Raw genomic sequence first — 18,906 nt, 5'->3', positions numbered from 1 at the left:
TTTTTTGCCGTCGTTTTTGCCCGTTTTGGGGTGAGGTGATGTGTGAAAAGTGCGAAATAAATAAGCCCATCCTTTAATTGAATTTCTGCTTTCAGGAGTGTGTAACGTGATCAACAAGTTCAAGACCGGCGCCATCATCGCCCTTGCCCTCGGCGCAGCTGCTTCTTCCTCTGCTTACGCCGCCATCTACACTCTCGACAACGCTGTTACCAATGGCCTGATCACCAAGTGGGCTGAAGGCCCGGTTGGCACCCTGTCCGTCAACCCGGCTGCCACCCTGCCCAGCCTGCTGGCCGGCGATGCTGCAGCCCCTGGCGGTAACGTTGAGCTGAGCAAGTTCGCCGGCTCTGTTTCCACCCTTACCGGCACCATCAACGGTCACGCCATCACCCTGTCGAGCCTCACCAAGGCCGACTGGTTCACCGGCAACAGCTTTGGCACCTACACTTCCCTGACCGAGCAGTACATCAGCGCCGCCTACCAGGCCGCTTTCGGTTCTGCCATCTCTGCCGCCGACCTGCAGACCGCAATCCAGGGTTTCTACAACCCCAGCGCTGTGCTGGGCGGTCTGTCCCCCTTCCAGTTCGTGTCTGACCCCAACATCTCCTACGTCTTCCAGGACGGCGGTGAGCTCAAGGTGGGTCTGGCTGGCCTCTACGATGCCACCAACTTCCTGCGCCTCCTGAGCCCGCTGGCTCCGGCCGGTTCCCAGGCCAGTGAAGTGGTCAAGATCACCTACGGCGGCGTCACCTCCTACCTCTACACCTTCGACGCCACCGCCTCCGGCGTTTCCGCCAACGATCAGTTCCGTTCCTACTCCGGCAACTACGAAGTCACCACCAGCGCCGTGCCCCTGCCCGGCACCCTGGCCCTCTTTGGCCTGGGCGTAGCGGGTCTGGCTGCCCTGCGTCGTCGCAAGGCCTGATCAGGACAGGGCGGGGTTTCTTCCCGCCCGTCTTATAACCAAAGCCTCCTTCCGCTTGGCGGGGGGTTTTGGTTAGCAGTGCATTTTCCCTGCTCGGGAGCGAGCGGGGTTTTTTGCGCGCCTGGAATGGTGCACTGCGGTCCCGTAGCGGCTATGCTTGCTGGGTAAGTGTAATATTCTGTAATATCTTGGGCTTATGATTACGGCGTGCGATGGTTACAATCCGCATGCCGTGTGCCTTCTGCTTTCGTCATAAGCAGGTGGTATGCATCGTCGAGGCCCGGGGGCTTCGCGTTTTCGGGCTAAATATCAAGCCTTTGCCGGGTCCAGATGCAACCCGGGTTCGCGTGGGTCGATTAAGGGTCTAGTCAAATGCTGTCTGCGGCACTTTTTCTGCTGGGCGTGGTTTTATCCGTTGTCGCAATACGGTACGGCATCGTTGCGTCGCACAAACTGGGCATCGTCGATCAGCCCGGTGGTCACAAGGCGCACGACACGGTCACCCCATTTGTAGGCGGTGTTGGCGTGTTGGCGGCCACCCTCTGCGCCGTTGGCATCGTTGCCCATTTCTTCCCCCAGTTCAGTGTCCGGGTGCCTGCTTTTCTGTTTGGCGTGCTGGCCATGTTCATCACCGGCTTTGCCGATGATGTGCTGCAGCTCGGCTACAAGATCCGCTTCATGGTTCAGGCGGCCGTGGGCCTGGTCATGGTCTTTTGGGGTGGGGTTTCGATTGTCGATCTGGGCGATTTGGGCATGGGCGTGGTGCAGCTCGGGCCCTTTGGCGTGGTCCTCACTGTCATTGCCACCATTGGTGCCATCAACTCCCTCAACATGATCGACGGCATCGACGGCCTGTCGGGCTCCCTGTCTACGGTCTGCCTGCTGCTCATTGCCTTTGTGTTGTTCCAGGCCCGTGACTTTGCCTACTTCACCATGGTCATCACCATCATGGGCGGCGTGGTGGGCTTCCTGTATTTCAATCTGCGTTTCTTCAAGCAGCGCCGTGCCCGCTGTTTCCTGGGTGACAACGGCAGCATGCAGCTGGGCTTCATCTTCGCCTGGTTGCTGGCCGATCTCTCCCAGGCGCTCCCCGCCCAGCGTTTTGTCTCGCCCGTGACGACCCTTTGGCTGTTTGCTGTGCCCCTCATCGACACCCTCAGCGTCATGCTGCGTCGCCTGTGGATGAAGCGTTCGCCATTCCGTCCCGACCGCAACCACCTGCATCATCTCTTCCTGCGCGCGGGCTTCCGCGTACAAGACACGGTGGCCGTGCTGGCCCTGGCGCAGCTGGTCTTTGGCGCAATCGGCCTGGCGGGGCTGTATGCCGATGTCGCCGAGCTCGACATGCTGATTGGCTTTGTGTGTGCTTTTGCGCTGTGTTTCTATGTGCTGCTGCGGCCGTGGCGCTTTGTGCCCCTGTTGCGGCGCATTCATCGGGTATTCGGGTTCACGTCGGCCCATGCCGTGGGCGTGCATGTCTCGGGCCTGGCCATCGACAAGACGAACGAGTTCGTCAATATGCTCAACAACCGCATCGGTCCGCACTACGACTTCCGGTTCAGCGTCTTCCGGCCCGAAGGGGGCGCCACCCGCGGTTATGGCGTCATTGAGCTGCTCTGCGACGAGCAGGATGTATCTCACCGCGAGATCCGCGACGTGATGGCCGTCATCCGCCGCCAGTACCGGCGCGACCGCCGGCTCAAGATGCGGCCCTTTGTGGAGCGCTGCGAAAGCAACGACCGCCGCGTGGGCAGCAAGGCCCGCAGTTCCGATCGTCGCCTCGAAGACCGGCGTGGTGCCGGCAAGGGCCGCCTTGTATTCAGTGTGCTCAGCTCGGCAGGCGAGTCCAGCGTCCTGCAGACCAGCCAAGTCTGATTGGGGGCTGAACATTGTATGAGCGCATCCTGGTTGTCTGTACGGGCAACATATGCCGAAGCCCTGTGGGGGAGTTCCTTCTCCGCAGCACGCTAAACGCCGCCAGCCGCAAGGCCGACGTACGTTCGGCCGGTGTCGGTGCGCTGGTGGGTGACCCCGCCCACGACACCGCCATCGCCATGATGGCCCCCCGGGGGCTCGACCTTTCTGCGCATCGTGCCCAGCAAGCCACGCCCGAGCTGTGCCGCTGGGCCCAGCTGGTGCTGGTCATGGAATCCCATCACCGCGAAGCCCTTACCCAAATCGACGCCACCGTGCGTGGCAAGACCTTTCTGCTGGGCCACTGGAGCAAGCAGGAAATCCCCGACCCCTACAAGCGCAACCAGCAAGCCTGGGACGAAGCCGTAGCCCTGATCGATGCCGGGGTGGATGCCTGGAGCAAGCGGCTATGACCGACAGCTCCCCAATCCACTCCAACCGTGTCCTGTGCCCCGCGTTGCAAAACCAGGCTCCGTTATCATTCAGGGTGTCGTTCACCTCTTCGGAATTCGTGAATCCATGAAGACACAATTCACTCGCCTCGCCAAGCCGCGCGGGCATCTGCGCAGCATCCTTCTGGCTACCCTCTGTGCATCCCTGGGCGCCTGTGCCATCGTCCCCGGTGACAGGGCCTATTCGCTGCGCGATCAAAAGTCTGCCGTCAAGCTGCCGGTCAAGCAAAACGACGCTGCCGAGCCCGTGCCCGACAACATCGCCATCAAGCCCATCACCGCCGAGCTGATCATCGATCAACTCAAGGCAACGGCTCAGCCGCAGCGCCCCACCGCCACCAACGACAACCTCACCGCCAACAGCGGCAAGGGCATCAAGGAAAACCTGGCCGCCCCCGACTACAAGATCGGCCCCGGCGACGTACTCACCATCATCGTTTGGGACCACCCCGAGCTCACCACCCCCGCCGGTCAATATCGTTCTGCCGACCAGGCAGGCACCGTGGTGAATGAAGATGGCACCATCTTCTACCCCTACGTAGGCACCCTTAACGTCGCCGGCAAAACCACCCGCCAGGTGCGTGACATGCTCGCCAAGGGCCTGGCCAAGTACATCGAAAAGGTCCAACTGGACGTGCGCATGGCCGCGTTTCGCAGCAAGCGCGTGTACGTGGTGGGTGAGGTGTCCAAGCCCGGCCTGCTCGAAGTCACCGACATCCCCCTGACCGTGCTCGAGGCCGTAAACCGTGCCGGCGGCTTCGCCCCCGAGGCCGACCACAGCCGCGTGCTGCTCACCCGGAAGGGCGCCACCTACCGGGTGGACATCCAGGCCATGTACGAAAACGGTGCCACCGAGCAAAACGCACTGCTCGAGCCCGGCGACATCCTCAACGTGCAAGACCGCAGCTTCAACAAGATCTTTGTGCTGGGCGAAGTCACCAAGCCCGGCTCCATGGTCATGACCAAAAAGCGCTCCACCCTGGCCGAAGCCCTGGCCGACGCGGGTTACATCACTCAAGACCGCTCCAACCCCAAGTGGATCTACGTGATGCGCGGCGAAAGCGAAACCCCGCAGCTCTTCCACCTGGATGGCTCATCGCCTGATGCCATGCTGCTGGCCGACCGCTTCCCCCTGCGCCCGCGGGACATCGTGTATGTGGATGCGGCCGACGTGGTGCGCTGGAACCGTGTGGTCTCCAACATCCTGCCCACCGCCCAGACGCTCTTCCAGGTCAGCGGAACCCAGTACCCCCTGTTTGGTGGTCGTCAGCCCTGATCGCCTGACAGCCTGAACTTCCCTCCTGTGGGGTCGAATCCATTCGACCAAAGCCATGCCGCAATAAAGCCCGTGACCGCCGCCTCTGGTCCGGGCTTTGGCTAGCCAAACCACACAACCCGACGAAACCATGGACAACGACAAGCTTCCCCTCAATCAAGGCCAGCAGATCCAGCGTGCCGACGACGCCGACGAAGGCCTCGCCATTGGCGAGATCATTGCCGTGCTCATGGAGCATCGCTGGCTCATCGCCGCCGTCACCGCCCTGTTTCTCCTGCTCGGTTTCGCCTGGACGTTTGTGAGCAAGCCCGTGTATCGGGCGGATGGCCTGCTCCAGGTCGAAGAGAAATCCACCGGCATGTCTGCCCTCAAAGACCTGCAACCGCTGTTGGGCGACAGCACCACCGTATCGGCTGAGCTCGAAATCCTCACGTCGCGCATGGTGCTGGGCCGCGTCATCGACAAGCTCAAGCTCGACATCGAGGCCAGCCCCAAAACCCTCCCGCTGCTGGGCGGTGCCATGGCCCGGCGCCACAAGGGCGACGAACTGGCCCCTGCCTTCATGGGCCTGGGCAGCTATGCCTGGGGGGGCGAAAAGATCCAGGTGGACTCTCTGCGGGTGCCGCGCAGCCTGCTGGACAAGCCGCTCAGCCTTGTGGCCGGCGAAGGCGGTGCATTTGACCTGCTGGACGAAGAAGGCAACCTGATCCTAAAGGGGCAGGTGGGCACCCGCGTTGAAGAGCAGCAGTTTGCCGTGTTCGTATCGCGCCTTGTGGCTCGCCCTGGCACCCGCTTCGTGCTCGTCAAGCGTTCGTCCGAGATGGCGGTAAAGGCGCTTCGTGCCCAATTCGCCGTCAAGGAGCGCGGCAAGAAATCCGGCATTCTCGAAGCCAGCTTTACCGGCCCGGACACCGAAAAGATCGTGGCCGTGCTGGACGACATCCTGAACACCTATGTGCGCCAGAACGTGGAGCAGCGTTCGGCCGAAGCCGAAAATACCCTCAAATTCCTCGAAACCCAGCTGCCCGCCCTTAAAAAGGAGATGGACGCCGCCGAGGCCGCCTACAACAACTACCGCCAGAGCCGCGGCTCGCTCGACCTGAACATCGAAACCCAGAGCGTGCTGCAGTCTTTGGTGGAGGTGGACAACCAGATCGTTGCCCTGCGGCAAGAGCGCGATGAACTGCGCCAGAGCTTTACTGCCGAGCACCCCCGCGTGCAGGCCGTAGACCAGCGCCTGGAGCGCCTGCGCGAACGCCGCAAGCAGTTTGACAGCGACGTTAACAAGCTGCCCGATACGCAGCAAAGGGTGCTGCAGCTAGCGCGGGATGTGGAGGTGTCCACCACCCTGTACACCAACCTGGTCAATACATCCCAGCAGCTCCGCGTGTCCAAGGCGGGTACCACGGGCGATGTGAGAGTCATCGATAGTGCTGTGGCATCACGCGACCCAATTGGCACGAAGAAATCGGTTGTTGTCGTGACATCTCTTCTTCTTGGATTCCTGTGTGGCGTCGTTTTGGTCTGGATCAAGCGATCACTGCGTGTGGTGATTGAACAGCCTGAAACGATTGAAGCGCGGATGGGGCTACCGGTCTACGCAACTATTCCTCACAGTCGACAAGAGGTCGAAATTCAGAAGCGCTCACATGGGAAAAATGGCGCTAACGAGTTACTTGCGATCTCAAACCCCGAGGATGATGCTGTTGAAAGTCTGAGGGGGCTGAGAACAACAATACACTTTGCTCTTCTCGATACACAGCACAAGTCGTTGTTGATAACGGGCTCTAGTCCTGGTTTGGGAAAAAGTTTCATCTCCAAGAATCTTGGTGCTGTTCTGGCACAGGCGGGCCAGCGTGTGGTGATTGTTGATGCGGATTTGAGAAAAGGCCATATCAACAAAGAGTTTGGACTCCGGCGCGAGACAGGGATAAGCGAGTATGTGGCGGGAGCTGCTGAGTTTGAGCACGTTGTAAAGCCGACAAGTGTTCCGAATCTTTGGGTCGTGACTACAGGACAAATCCCTCCCAATCCATCAGAGTTGCTCATGCACCTCCGCTTTGAGGGGTTGCTGGAAAAGCTAAGTGAGCAGTTCGATACGCTAATCGTCGATGCTCCGCCGATTCTTGCTGTGTCCGATGCCGCAATCATTGGTCGTCACACAGGTGCGACCCTGATGGTTGCTCGTGCAGGCCGTCATCCGATTGCCGAACTGGAACAGGCGGTGAAGCGTCTTAATCATGCTGGTGTGCAGGTTAAAGGCTTTGTCTTCAATGATCTTGATACTGATCGGCAGCGATACCGCTATGGCTATAAAGGCTATGTCTATCGTTATCAGTACAAGAAGAGCTGATGCTTTTTATCCCTGATGCCGCGGTTTGATGTTGAATAGATTGAGAGCCGGTGCCAGTTTGTTTTAGATACCCATGAAGAAAAGCCACGACAGGGGCACGATGAGTCAACCCGTTAATCACTGTGTAGGTCTTTTGGCTTCCGAAATGGCCACTCGGGGCGGTATCCAGTCATTTATGTTCAGGGTCGCAGAAGTCATCGAGCGACTTCGCCTGGAGAAGAGGATTTCCCACGGCTATTGCATAAGCCTTAACGACTCATCGGTTTCCCTTCGTGAGCATCCATCGATGCCTTTGGGGCTAACCGTATGGGGGGGGGAGAGATCCAAACTCGCCCTGATCTGGCACATGCTCACCTCAGGAAAGCGCGCAGATGTGCTGTTCGTAGGGCATGTGGGTTTGGGGCCGGTTGCGCGCGTTCTTAAAACGCTTGGAAAAATCAAGGCTTACTACATCATCCTTCACGGTATTGAGGTCTGGAGACGTGTTTCGTGGGAAGACCGTATTGGGCTTATGGGAGCAGATTGTCTTATCGCTACCACCCAATATACCGCGGACGAATGCGCTCACCTTAATGGTATTCCGCTAGATAAATTTCGTGTAACGCCTCTCTGTGCTGATGTTCGGGTCGAAACCGGAGATACGCACTTTAAGTTGAGTGGTGGCTTCAAGCTCCTGTGTGTTGCCCGCCAAAGTGTGTCTGAACGCCTAAAAGGGTTTGATCACATCATCGAGGCCGTTTCTGTCTTGCGCGAAGAGTGCCCTGATATCCATCTGAGCATGGTTGGAAAGGGGGATGATCAGGATCGCTTGAAAGAGCTTTCCGCCACGCTAGGGGTTTCAAATCAGGTTAGCTTCCTTGGTGGAGTTGGCGACGAGGAGCTCGTCGCTGCGTATCAGGACTGTGATGTCTTTGTAATGCCCAGCAAAAAAGAAGGCTTTGGAATTGTGTTTCTTGAAGCGATGCGATTTGGAAAGCCATGTATTGGTGGAAATCATGGAGGTACGCCAGATGTTATTTCGCATGGCGAAACTGGATTTCTCGTTGAGTACGGTGATGTAGCTGCTTTGGTTGCGCGCATTCGTACCCTGTATATGGATCGAGAGGCGTCTAAGAGAATGGGCGTGGCGGGAAGGGCTATGGTCGACGGGAAGTTCAGTCCTGAAGCCTTCTTTCGGAGTTATATGGCCTATGCAACAGCTGTGCAGATAAATGATTAAGTCCCGCTCCTTGCTTACGGATGGTGCTTGGATTGCTGCCCTGCAGGGTCTGTCTGCGGTTGGGCAACTGCTGGGGATGCGTCTTCTGACCGAGGTCGTCCCGCCCTCGGTTTTTGGTGAGGTGAGTTTGTGGGTGGGGGCTATTGCGCTGGTGTCGGCGGCCATGGCTAACCCGACAATGCAGGCATTGCTCCGTTTTTATCCCGAGTTTCATGAGAATGGGAAAGGAAGAATAGTTAAGGATGTTGTGATCTCACAGCTTCTGAGATTAGGTGGGTTTGCTCTCCCCGTATTGGGTCTTGTTGCTCTCTATTTTTTCTTAAAGGGAGATGCCTCTGCGTCAGATCTATTGATCTTGTTCCTGCTCGCGATTGTCGATGTCGCGAGAATGAGCAGTCTTGCGTATCTGAATGCCCTGAGAGCCTTTAAGCCAGCAGGTGTTTGGGCCTTGCTTGAAGCTTGGGGGCGTCCATTGCTAGCCTATCTCCTTATTGGCTCGCTTGGGGCGGATACGACATGGGTGTTGCTCGCTTATTTGTTTGCCTCAATCGCTGCGTGGCTAATTATGCACAAGCGCGTTCCTGTAGAGCCGGCGCTAAGTCGAACCGCTGAAGCTACAGCTGCACACTCCGATTTAAGTTCAAGGTTTTGGAGGTATTCGATCCCCTTGCTGCCCCTGGGTCTGATCGGATGGGTTTCTGGAATGGCCGATAGATATCTGATTGGCGTCATGTTGACGCCGGCTGATGTTGGTCTATATGTTGCCGTTTACGGGTTGGCTAGTCGCCCCATGGCAATGTTCGGCGGGGTAATCGAAACCACAATTAGACCTGCTTATCAGCATGCCGTGGCTAGAGGTGATGATTCTTTAGCCAAGAATTACATAGTCAAATGGATTCTCTTGGTTTGTGGTGGTTCTTTGTGCGCTGTTGCTATTGCCTCAATCTGTCATGTTTGGTTGGCTGGGCTGCTTCTTGGCGCTGGATATAGGTCCGCTTCTGGTCTTTTGCCCTATGTGGTTGCCGGATATTCGCTGCTTATTTTGTCTCATGTGGCGAATCGAATTTGTTATGCACATGAGGCTACAAAGCGTGTTCTGTTGATTGAGGTCGGTGGTGCATTTTCTGCTGTTGTTGTCGGTTTTTTTTGTATCCGTAATTTCGGGCTCCAAGGGGCTGCGATTGCAGTTCCCGTTTACTGCGGCGTGCAACTTGTCTTGGCCTTCAGCTTGGCCGCTCCCTGGATTCGTTTTAGCCCCGGTCAGCGCTAGGTGTCACGAAATTTTGGGCTCTTTACCTCTCCCCCTATTTGGAAGCGCTAAGTGATTAGTGGATTTCAATTGTTGACTTTTGTATGGTCAACTCTGGCTCTTGTTGTCGTGATTGTTTTTCCTGTCGATGACTGGAGGGCGACTGTTGGGGTGCTGATGCTCGGGCAAGCGTTCTGCGCTGCTTTGGTCCGAAAGCGACTCAAGGAAACCGCCTCTTCGCCGCTGCCGGATTTCTTGACAATTATGCTGCTAATGCAGCTGTTCAGTAAGACTTTAACTGCGTTAGGCCTTGCTGTTTCGGGTAATGCGGGCTCTGCCGGCCGAGTTGGGGATGTGCTAGCCGCGCGGGAAATTGTGCCTTTGCAGTATCAGTTTCAAGCTGAGGTTGTCTTCCTCAGCGCTGCCGTTGTATTTACTTTTGTGTGGATACTTTTGGAGGGAAGGCGGCCCCTGTGTATTCAGGGAGAGCCTCCTCCTCGTGTGCTGTTCGGTACTTACGGAGTATCTCTCGGTTCGTATTTGGCGCTGCACACATTGGGTTTGTCGGCATCGCTTGGGATGGGGGTGGAGTTATTGCGACTGTTTTCTATAGGCGCAGTTGCGGTTCTTCTCGGAGGGGGCTCTATCTTTGCTTTGGGGAGAAAGAAGTCTTGGGTTGCCCTTGCGGCTTTGTTGCCTCTTTATGTGATTGCGCTGCAGACAGGGATGAAGGCGGAGGCGGCTCTCGTGTCCTTGCCAATACTGCTTCCTATTGTTCGGAAGATAACAATTGCACGTGTGGCACTTTTGGGGTGTTGTGTGATGGTTATTGTTCTCTTTCTTTTTCCCTTTACTCAGGAGTGGCGAGTCCTAAATTGGGAGCATGCAGGAGGGAGTGCAACGGAGAAGGCGACAATCGCAGATGTGGCTGAGCGCGTGTTTGAGCTGTGGGATAAGGAGGGGGTGCTTGAGACCGCCTCTGACGGCGCGGCTAAGTGGCTTACTCGAGGAGCCTCTGCTGAGCAGGGGGGGCTTGTAATGCTTATAGCGGAGCGTGACGGATTTATTGGTCCGGTCTTGATTGAAGGTCTTGCTACGATCTTTGTGCCCCGATTCCTGTGGCCGGATAAGCCGCTTTATATGCCTGGCGCCTGGTTCACTTGGTATCTTGGCAATGCAGATAGCCCCGAGACAGCAACAAGTGCAACTGCCATGATGTTGCCCACGGAGTTGTATTGGATGTTTGGTGTCCCTGGGGTTGTTATTGGAATGGGTCTGTTGGGATGGATCTATTTTTCCTCATCTCGGTTCCTGATTAAAAAAGCAGAGTTTGGGATTGTGCCTCTGGTGGGGTATTTTGCATTTCTGTCTAGGGCGAGCGGTTTGCAGGAGATTCACACGATCTATGCTGTGTCGTCTCCGCTTATTTTTATTGTTTACGTGGTCGCATTTGATCGAATTCAGAGGGTTTTCTTTCGACCTCGGTCGGCGGGCACTCGATAGCGCATGTGCATATTGGTGGCAAAATGATTGAGCCCTCTCTGAGCGTTTTGGTGGTAGGTAAGTTTTATGCAGAAGGATTTGCTGTCCATATTTCCGAGACGCTAGAAGTTCTTGGTTGCAAGACTTCACGCTTTGAACCCGGGTTTAGGTCCGGGAGGCGGAAGGGGCGTGTTTGGCACAGAATTGACCAGATAAAGGGCGTGTTGTATTCCGCCACAGATGGCATTCCTGCGGTCCGCGCTCATCGCATGAATGATCTTTGGGATGTTGTCGGCAGTGGAGTTTTTGACGTTGTTATTGTTTGTCATGATTTTCTTTGGCCGAGAGAGGTTGAAGAACTCAAGCGTTTGAGTAAAGCTAAAGTCGCGATGTGGTTCCCCGATGCGATGGTTAATTTCCACCGGGGGTTCTTCATGAATTCGAGCTACGACGGATTGTTTTTTAAAGATCCATTTATACGCCATGCCCTCGGTGATGTTTTAAAAAGCCCAGTGCACTATCTTCCAGAGTGCTTTAATCGACGGAGGCATTGGCTTCCCGAGAGTGATCTAGGCGATCTTTCTGAGTATGAGTGCGATGTGACAACCGCGGGAAATCAACATTCTTGGCGTGTTGCATGCTTGAAGCATCTGGCGGACTATGATGTGAAGTTGTGGGGTAATCCAGCTCCCCTTTGGATGATGCCAGGTGCAGTTTCCAGCATGCATCAGGGGCGAGGTGTTTATGATCACGAGAAAGTTAGAGCGTTTCGCGGAGCGAAGGTTGTAATTAATAATCTTCATTACGGCGAAGTGTGGGGCGTCAATGTCCGTTGCTTTGAGGTTGCTGGTGCCGGAGCGTTTCAAATGGTTGATTGGAGGCCCGGGGTTGAGCAGCTATTTGAAGATGGTAGAGAGCTTGTGACCTTTCGAGGTATGGCTGACCTGAAGGAAAAGTTGGAGTACTGGTTGCCCCGCGCAGAGGAGCGAAAGTGTATTGGGGAGGCGGCTTTGCGGCGCGCGCACGCGGAGCATACTTACGAGCATAGGTTAAGCCTTCTTTTGAACACACTTTCGGGGAAAGAAAGCGGCTTCCCAATGCCACGGCTGGCTTGGTGATGTGTGCCGTTTTTCGCATTTTCTTTGTGTTTCCTAACTGCGCTTGCTCTAAGTAAAGGTCCTTAGTTTGAAGATAATTCATTCCATGCCGGACATAGATAAGGAGGCTTCTGGGCCGAGTTACTCTGTCGTTCGGTTGTGTGAGTCGCTCATCCAGCTTGCTGTAGATTCCAATATCGCGCTTGTTGGTGGTGAAGGTCATAAATCGTATGTCCATTCTTTTCCGAAAGGGGTCGGGCCTGCGAGACTTGGGCGGTCTCCGTTAATGAGGAGGTGGCTTCGTGAGCAGGTCGTCTCCGGAAAAGCCGATATTGTTCACAACCACAGCCTTTGGATGATGCCTAATGTGTATCCTGGCTGGGCTACCAAGCGTAGTACGGTTCCCTATATTGTGTCCCCCCGAGGAACGTTGTCTTCTTGGGCTCTTTCAAGCGGATCGAAGGTCAAGCGTTTTTTCTGGCCGTTGGTTCAGAAGCCATCGATGACACATGTGACTTGTTTTCATGCGACAGCGGATGCTGAGTATGAGGATATTCGGCGTATGGGATATAGGCAGCCTGTGGCTGTTATTCCGAATGGGATAGACCTTCCCGATCTTCAGCCAGGGAAGGTCGCGTCTGCGCGCACTTTGCTTTTTCTGGGGCGGCTTCACCCAGTGAAGGGTGTCGATTTCTTGTTGAAGGCTTGGAGAACTTTGGCGAGGGAGTTTCCGGATTGGAGTCTTAAAATCGTTGGTCCGGATAACAATGAAACCGCGAGATCTCTTGTAGCACTTGCAAATAATCTGACGCTGCCGCGTGTCGAATTTGCAGGCCCTGTTTATGGGGCTGAGAAGCTAAACGTCTATCAGGCCTCGGATCTCTATGTTCTTCCGACTCACTCAGAGAATTTCGCAATGACGGTGGCGGAGGCGCTTGCATGTGGAGTCCCTGTTGTTGTGAGCCAAGGCGCGCCGTGGTCTGGTGTTCTTGGCAAGGGGGCTGGGTGGTGGCCAGAAATTGGTGAAGAGCCATTGTTGGCTGCGTTGCGGCAGGCGATGGCATGTCCTAGAGAGGAACTCTCGCTGATGGGGAGCGCTGGTCGGCAGTGGATGAATGATGAGTTTTCATGGAGTAGCGTGGCAGAGAGAATGTTGGCTACATATTCTTGGGTTTTGGGACGTGGAGATCGACCTGCGTGCGTTCGACTGGATTAGTTTTGAGGGAGACGATTGTGAGTGCGAACGTTAGTCCGATTGGTGTTTTCATTCTTGCGAAGAACGAAGAAGAGAACATATCCCGTTCAGTTGGTGCGTTTGATGGCACGGGTTGGCCCGTTCATGTCCTTGATTCGGGGTCGTCAGACAAGACAGTTGAAATCGTCTCAAGATTTTCGTTCGCTGAAGTACAGGCGTATACCTACTCCAATCACTGCAATGCCTATAACGAAATCGTTGAGACCATTGGCGCTGCCTATCGGTTTGTTATAGTTCTTGATTCAGATATGGTTGTTTCCCGTGCATTGCAGAATGAAATTGGAGAGCTTTTAAGAGGGGCTGATCAGGATTGGCGAATCCTTGATGCAGTCGTGGAGATGTACTCGGAGGGCGTCGCGTTGCAGCGCGCTTCATTGTGCCCGCCGAAAGTTTTTCTGTTTCGAACGGGAAAGGCCTGTTTCGTTAGTACTGGTCACGCCGAGAAGGTGGCGGATGGGGTCAAGGTTGGCCGGGTAAAAAACAAGCTTATCCATGATGACCGAAAGAGCTATAGCAGCTACCTTCAGTCTCAGTTTCGTTATGCCAATAACCTCGTTGCTAGATATGTCGAAGGGAAAGTGTCCTCTCGGGATAAATTGAGGGTGCGGTGGCCTCTGCTTATATTCGCAGTTCCGTTCGTCAGCTTTTTCTGGCGTCGCGGCTTTATGGATGGGAGAGCTGGCGTCATTTATGCACTCGATCGACTGATAGCAGAGGCCATTATGTATCGACAAGCGGTGGCGAGTCGGCTGCATAAGTCCAGTGCAAAGAAGAATTGATAAACTAGTTTTGTGAGCTCATCATGAATTTTGAAGGCAAGGTTTTGTTGATTACCGGCGGCACCGGTTCCTTCGGTAACGCCGTCCTCCGCCGTTTCCTCAACACCGATATCGGTGAGATCCGCATCTTCTCCCGCGACGAGAAGAAGCAGGACGACATGCGGAAGCTCTACAACAACAACAAGCTGAAGTTCTACATTGGCGATGTGCGTGACCCGCACTCGGTCAATACTGCCATGCGGGGTGTGGACTACGTGTTTCACGCGGCAGCCCTCAAGCAGGTGCCGTCGTGCGAATTCCACCCCATGCAGGCGGTGCGCACCAATGTGCTCGGCACCGAGAACATGATTGAGGCGGCCATTGCCAACAAGGTGAAGCGCGTGGTCTGCCTTTCCACCGACAAGGCGGTGTACCCCATCAACGCCATGGGTATCAGCAAGGCGATGATGGAAAAGGTGATGGTGGCTGCGTCCCGCAACCTCGAAGGCACCGGGACGGTGATTTGCGGTACGCGCTACGGCAACGTCATGGCGTCGCGTGGTTCGGTGATTCCGCTGTTTGTGGATCAGGTGCGCAATGGCAAGCCGATCACCATTACCGACCCCAACATGACCCGCTTCATGATGACGCTGGATGATGCGGTGGATCTGGTGCTGTATGCCTTCGAGCATGGCAACAATGGCGATATCTTTGTGCAAAAGGCGCCGGCGGCCACGGTGGATGTGCTCACCCAGTCGATCCTGGGCCTGATGAAGAAGCCCGAGCATGAGGTGCGCGTGATTGGCACCCGCCATGGCGAAAAGCTCTATGAGGCTCTGTTGAGCCGCGAAGAGCGTGCTGGTGCCGAGGATCTGCCGGGGTATTTCCGTGTTCCGGCGGATGGCCGCGATCTCAACTACGACAAGTACTTTGTCGAAGGCGAGCAGAAGATCAGCGAGGCGGTGGAGTACACGTCCCACAACACCGAGCGTCTGGATGTGGAAGGCATGACCAAGCTGCTGCTCAAGCTCGACTTCATGCAAAAGATCGCTCGTGGCGAGCACGCCGAAGCCCAGGACTGATTGGCCATGCGTATTGTCATTACCGGGGCCGACGGGTTTATCGGCCGCAACCTCTCGGTTCGCCTTGGCGAGCTGGGCCACACCGACATTGCACGCATCACCCTCGAGTCGTCCGACGACGACTTGCGCGAGGCGCTCAAGGGGGCCGACTTTGTGTTTCATCTGGCGGGAATCAATCGCCCCAAGGATGTAAGCGAGTTTGCGACCGGCAATGCCGGGCTCACCGAAGCGGTGTGTGCGCTGTTGGCCGAATCGGGCAACAAGGCGCCCGTGGTGCTGTCGTCGTCCACCCAGGCTGCACTCGACAACCCTTATGGCCAGAGCAAGCGCGCGGCCGAAGAGGCCGTGCTGCAGCATGGCCAGCGTACGGGGGCGCCTGCCTATGTGTTTCGGCTGACCAATGTGTTTGGCAAGTGGTCGCAGCCCAATTACAACTCGGCGGTGGCTACCTTTTGCCACAACGTCGCACGTGGGCTGGAGATCAAGGTTAACGACCCCGCCGCACCGCTCAAGCTGGTGTATATCGACGACGTGGTGGAGGCCTTTGTGGCCCTGCTTGCGCCGGGCACGCCCAGCGGGTTTGTGGCGGCAGGCCCTGAGTACGACACCACCGTGGGTCAGGTGGCGGACACCATCCGCGGTTTTCCGTCCAGTCGTGATTCGATGATTACCGACCGCGTGGGCACGGGCCTGGTGCGGGCGCTGTATTCCACCTACCTGAGCTTTCTGCCGCCCGAGGCGTTTGCTTACAGCGTGGTCAAGCATTCCGACCCGCGTGGCGATTTTGTCGAGATGCTCAAGACGCCGGACTGCGGCCAGTTTTCGTATTTCACGTCACATCCGGGTGTAACCCGTGGCGAGCACTATCACCACACCAAGACCGAAAAGTTCATGGTGCTCAAGGGCACGGCGCATTTTGGTTTCCGGCACATCGTGACTGGCGAGCACTACGAGCTGGTCACCAAGGGTGGCGAGGGCCGCATTGTTGAGACCGTGCCTGGCTGGACGCACAACATTACCAATATTGGCGACGATGAAATGATCGTCATGCTGTGGGCCAACGAGATCTTTGATCGTGAGAAGCCCGATACCGTTGGCAGGAAGGTGAATCCGTGAAGAAGTTGAAGGTTGTCAGCGTTGTAGGGACGCGCCCCGAGATCATCCGTCTGTCCCGCGTGCTGGCGCGGCTGGATGACTATTGCGAGCACGTGCTGGTGCATACCGGGCAAAACTACGACTACGAGCTTAACCAGATCTTTTTTGACGATCTGGGTGTGCGCAAGCCCGACCACTTTTTGAATGCGGCGGGGGCCACCGGCGCCGAGACCATCGGCAACGTGATCATTGCCGTGGATAAGGTGCTGGCGGATGAAAAGCCCGATGCCCTGCTGGTGCTGGGCGATACCAACAGCTGCATAGCCGTGCTGCCGGCCAAGCGCCGCAAGATCCCCACCTTTCACATGGAAGCCGGCAACCGCTGCTTTGACATGCGGGTGCCCGAGGAGATCAACCGCCGCATCGTTGATCACACCGCCGACATCAACCTCACCTACAGCACTATCGCCCGCGATTACCTGCTGCGTGAGGGCTTGCCCCCCGATATGGTCATCAAGACCGGCAGCCCGATGTTTGAAGTGCTCAACTTCTACCGTGAAGGTATCGATGCGTCGGACGTGCTCCAGCGCCTGGAGCTCAAGGAGCGCGAGTTCTTTGTGGTGAGCGCCCATCGGGAAGAGAACATCGATTCCGACAAGAACTTCACCAATCTGGTGGCCAGCCTCAATGCCATCGCCGAGAAGTACCAGATGCCGGTGATCGTCTCGACGCACCCTCGCACCCAGAAGCGCGTGGATGCCATGGGCGCCAGGTTCCATCCGCTCGTCCGGCTGCTCAAGCCTCTGGGCTTCAAGGACTACAACAAGCTGCAGGTCACCGCCAAGGCGGTGCTGTCGGACAGCGGCACGATCAACGAAGAGTCGTCGATCATGAACTTCCCGGCGCTCAATCTGCGTGATGCCCACGAGCGCCCCGAAGGCATGGAAGAGGCGGCAGTGATGATGACGGGCATGAACACCGAACGCATCATGCAGGGGCTGACCATCCTTGAAGACCAGCCTTCGGGCGATACCCGCATCCTGCGGCAGGTGGGCGATTACAGCATGCCCAACGTGTCCGACAAGGTGGTGCGGATCATTCACAGCTACACCGACTACGTGAATCGCGTGGTTTGGAAGAAGTACTGACAGGGTTGTTTGTCGATGCGTATTGCCTTGATTGCGGACGTTTATCCGCCTATGCGTTCTTCGGGTGCGGTGCAGCTGAGGGATCTTTCCCAGGAGTTTTTGCGGCAGGGGCACGATATGACCGTGATCGTGCCCGATGCAGGTCTGGACTGCCCCTGGAAGCTTGACCGGCTGGAGGGCGTGGAGGTGCTCCGCGTCAAGGCAATGCAAACCCGCGATACCGGGTATGTGCGGCGCACGCTGGGCGAGCTGCTCTTGTCCCATTTTGTGCGCCGTGGGCTGACGGCCAGCACCCTGCGGGACGTGAAATGGGATGCGGTGATCTGGTATTCACCCACCATCTTTTTTGGCAGCGTTGTGGCGTGGCTCAAGAAGAAGGCCGGGTGCCCGAGCTATCTGATCATCCGCGACATCTTTCCTGAATGGGCGGTAGATCTGGGCTTGATGGGGCGGGGGGCGGTTTATCGCTTCTTCAAATACTTCGAGCAGATCCAGTATTCGGCGGCAGACATCATCGGGGTCCAGTCTCATGCGGGCCTGCCTTATTTCAAGGCATGGGCTGGGCTGCCGGGGCGTCGGCTGGAAGTGCTGCAGAACTGGCTGGCACCGGCCACCAACGCGGGCTGCTCGTTTCAGGTTTCCAGCAGTCCTCTCGCCGGACGCCGCATCTTTGTCTACGCCGGAAACATGGGGGCAGCCCAGGGCATGGATATGGTGCTGGGGCTGGCCGAGGGCATGCAGGCTCGTTCCGATATCGGCTTTTTGTTTGTAGGGCGCGGTAGCGACGTGGCGCGGCTCAAGGCGCTGGCGGCCGAAAAGGCCCTGACCAACGTGGTCTTTCACGACGAGATCGAACCCCGGGAGGTGCCGGGTTTGCTCGCCCAGTGTCACGTCGGGCTGGTCATGCTCGACCCTCGTCACAAAACCCATAATGTGCCTGGCAAGTTTCTGACCTACATGCAGGCGGGCCTGCCGGTTTTGGCAAGAATCAACGCGGGGAACGATCTGGCCGAGCTGATTGCCCAGGAGCAGGTGGGCGAGGCCTATGTGGGGGATTCGGTGGCAGAGTTTCAGGCGCTCGCCGAGGCCGTGTGTGAGCTTGATCCCGTCGCTACCGCAAATCGGGCAACGGCTTTGTCAGATCGTTTGTATTCGTCGCGGGCGGCTGTCGAGCAGATTGTGCGGGCGTTGTCGCGTTGAGAGGTTCAAATGAAGGGGGCCTGCCAGACCTTCTTCACGGCACAGGGGCTTTAATGCTCGCAGGGTAGTGAAATGGCTGGGATAATGGCCGGAGAGTGATCCAAGTCGTTATTTTTAATCATTTTTTACAAGCCTATGACTACCATTGCAGTAATCGGCCTCGGCTACGTTGGCCTGCCCCTCGCCGTTGAATTCGGCAAGAAGATGAAGACCGTCGGTTTCGACCTGTCCGTGGAGAAGGTGGAGTCCTACGGCCGTTTCATCGACCCGACCGGCGAGGTGAGCACCGAAGACCTGAAGGCCGCCACGCAGCTCACCTGCAGCACCGACCCGAAGATCATCAGTGAGGCCGACTTCATCATCGTGGCCGTGCCGACCCCGGTGGATGACGCCCACCAGCC

Annotated in this window: 15 protein-coding genes and 1 pseudogene; all 16 read left to right on the top strand. The window is 56.6% G+C overall.

Annotation, left to right across the window (positions count from 1 at the left end):
- Positions 1 to 106: 106 nt before the first annotated feature.
- A complete protein-coding gene (locus tag L6Q67_RS19375; protein ID WP_296573453.1) occupies positions 107 to 925 on the top strand; it encodes an NF038130 family PEP-CTERM protein in 819 nt (272 codons plus the stop codon).
- Between the two features lie 372 nt (positions 926 to 1,297).
- Positions 1,298 to 2,800: an MraY family glycosyltransferase gene (locus L6Q67_RS19370; protein WP_296573451.1), complete on the top strand. Its 1,503-nt coding sequence runs from the start codon at positions 1,298 to 1,300 to the stop codon at positions 2,798 to 2,800.
- A 14-nt stretch (positions 2,801 to 2,814) separates the two neighbouring features.
- A complete protein-coding gene (locus L6Q67_RS19365; RefSeq protein ID WP_296573448.1) occupies positions 2,815 to 3,252 on the top strand; it encodes a low molecular weight protein-tyrosine-phosphatase in 438 nt (145 codons plus the stop codon).
- A gap of 106 nt (positions 3,253 to 3,358) precedes the next feature.
- Positions 3,359 to 4,567 (top strand): polysaccharide export protein, encoded by a 1,209-nt coding sequence (locus L6Q67_RS19360; RefSeq protein WP_296573445.1) that lies wholly within the window; start codon positions 3,359 to 3,361, stop codon positions 4,565 to 4,567.
- Between the two features lie 130 nt (positions 4,568 to 4,697).
- Positions 4,698 to 6,920, top strand: a complete 2,223-nt coding sequence (locus L6Q67_RS19355) for a polysaccharide biosynthesis tyrosine autokinase (RefSeq protein WP_296573444.1) — start codon at positions 4,698 to 4,700, stop codon at positions 6,918 to 6,920.
- A 73-nt stretch (positions 6,921 to 6,993) separates the two neighbouring features.
- Positions 6,994 to 8,139, top strand: coding sequence for a glycosyltransferase family 4 protein (locus L6Q67_RS19350; protein WP_296573442.1), 1,146 nt, complete (start codon positions 6,994 to 6,996; stop codon positions 8,137 to 8,139).
- Positions 8,132 to 9,409, top strand: coding sequence for a lipopolysaccharide biosynthesis protein (locus L6Q67_RS19345; RefSeq protein WP_296573439.1), 1,278 nt, complete (start codon positions 8,132 to 8,134; stop codon positions 9,407 to 9,409). The genes L6Q67_RS19350 and L6Q67_RS19345 overlap by 8 nt, the downstream gene beginning before the upstream one ends.
- Before the next feature lie 51 nt (positions 9,410 to 9,460).
- Complete coding sequence (locus L6Q67_RS19340) at positions 9,461 to 10,891, top strand: hypothetical protein (RefSeq protein ID WP_296573436.1); 1,431 nt, start codon at positions 9,461 to 9,463, stop codon at positions 10,889 to 10,891.
- Between the two features lie 23 nt (positions 10,892 to 10,914).
- Positions 10,915 to 11,988 carry a glycosyltransferase gene (locus L6Q67_RS19335; protein WP_296573433.1) on the top strand — a complete coding sequence of 358 codons (1,074 nt, stop codon included), beginning with the start codon at positions 10,915 to 10,917 and terminating at the stop codon, positions 11,986 to 11,988.
- Positions 11,989 to 12,055: 67 nt separating this feature from the next.
- Complete coding sequence (locus L6Q67_RS19330) at positions 12,056 to 13,183, top strand: glycosyltransferase (RefSeq protein WP_296573430.1); 1,128 nt, start codon at positions 12,056 to 12,058, stop codon at positions 13,181 to 13,183.
- A 17-nt stretch (positions 13,184 to 13,200) separates the two neighbouring features.
- The gene (locus tag L6Q67_RS19325; protein WP_296573427.1) at positions 13,201 to 14,001 is read left to right on the top strand and encodes a hypothetical protein; all 801 of its coding nucleotides are present in this window, start codon (positions 13,201 to 13,203) and stop codon (positions 13,999 to 14,001) included.
- A gap of 23 nt (positions 14,002 to 14,024) precedes the next feature.
- A complete protein-coding gene (locus tag L6Q67_RS19320; RefSeq protein WP_296573424.1) occupies positions 14,025 to 15,062 on the top strand; it encodes a polysaccharide biosynthesis protein in 1,038 nt (345 codons plus the stop codon).
- A 6-nt stretch (positions 15,063 to 15,068) separates the two neighbouring features.
- A complete protein-coding gene (locus L6Q67_RS19315) occupies positions 15,069 to 16,178 on the top strand; it encodes a capsular polysaccharide biosynthesis protein CapF (RefSeq protein ID WP_296573591.1) in 1,110 nt (369 codons plus the stop codon).
- Positions 16,175 to 17,305 carry a non-hydrolyzing UDP-N-acetylglucosamine 2-epimerase gene (gene wecB / locus L6Q67_RS19310; RefSeq protein ID WP_296573421.1) on the top strand — a complete coding sequence of 377 codons (1,131 nt, stop codon included), beginning with the start codon at positions 16,175 to 16,177 and terminating at the stop codon, positions 17,303 to 17,305. Before L6Q67_RS19315 ends, wecB begins: the two co-directional genes overlap by 4 nt.
- Before the next feature lie 15 nt (positions 17,306 to 17,320).
- Complete coding sequence (locus L6Q67_RS19305) at positions 17,321 to 18,505, top strand: glycosyltransferase family 4 protein (RefSeq protein ID WP_296573418.1); 1,185 nt, start codon at positions 17,321 to 17,323, stop codon at positions 18,503 to 18,505.
- Positions 18,506 to 18,640: 135 nt separating this feature from the next.
- Positions 18,641 to 18,906 (top strand): annotated as a pseudogene (locus L6Q67_RS19300) (nucleotide sugar dehydrogenase); the annotation flags it as partial.

The sequence above is a fragment of the Zoogloea sp. genome, assembly GCF_023150065.1.
Classification (GTDB): Bacteria; Pseudomonadota; Gammaproteobacteria; order Burkholderiales; family Rhodocyclaceae; genus Zoogloea.
This window is presented reverse-complemented; position numbering and strand designations above follow the sequence as displayed.

Excerpts from the sequence above, each read along its gene's own strand:
- L6Q67_RS19370 (WP_296573451.1), top strand. The coding sequence starts at position 1,298 with ATGCTGTCTGCGGCACTTTTTCTGCTGGGCGTGGTTTTATCCGTTGTC.
- L6Q67_RS19360 (WP_296573445.1), top strand. The coding sequence starts at position 3,359 with ATGAAGACACAATTCACTCGCCTCGCCAAGCCGCGCGGGCATCTGCGC.
- L6Q67_RS19355 (WP_296573444.1), top strand. The coding sequence starts at position 4,698 with ATGGACAACGACAAGCTTCCCCTCAATCAAGGCCAGCAGATCCAGCGT.
- L6Q67_RS19350 (WP_296573442.1), top strand. The coding sequence starts at position 6,994 with ATGAAGAAAAGCCACGACAGGGGCACGATGAGTCAACCCGTTAATCAC.
- L6Q67_RS19345 (WP_296573439.1), top strand. The coding sequence starts at position 8,132 with ATGATTAAGTCCCGCTCCTTGCTTACGGATGGTGCTTGGATTGCTGCC.
- L6Q67_RS19335 (WP_296573433.1), top strand. The coding sequence starts at position 10,915 with ATGATTGAGCCCTCTCTGAGCGTTTTGGTGGTAGGTAAGTTTTATGCA.
- L6Q67_RS19320 (WP_296573424.1), top strand. The coding sequence starts at position 14,025 with ATGAATTTTGAAGGCAAGGTTTTGTTGATTACCGGCGGCACCGGTTCC.
- L6Q67_RS19315 (WP_296573591.1), top strand. The coding sequence starts at position 15,069 with ATGCGTATTGTCATTACCGGGGCCGACGGGTTTATCGGCCGCAACCTC.
- L6Q67_RS19305 (WP_296573418.1), top strand. The coding sequence starts at position 17,321 with ATGCGTATTGCCTTGATTGCGGACGTTTATCCGCCTATGCGTTCTTCG.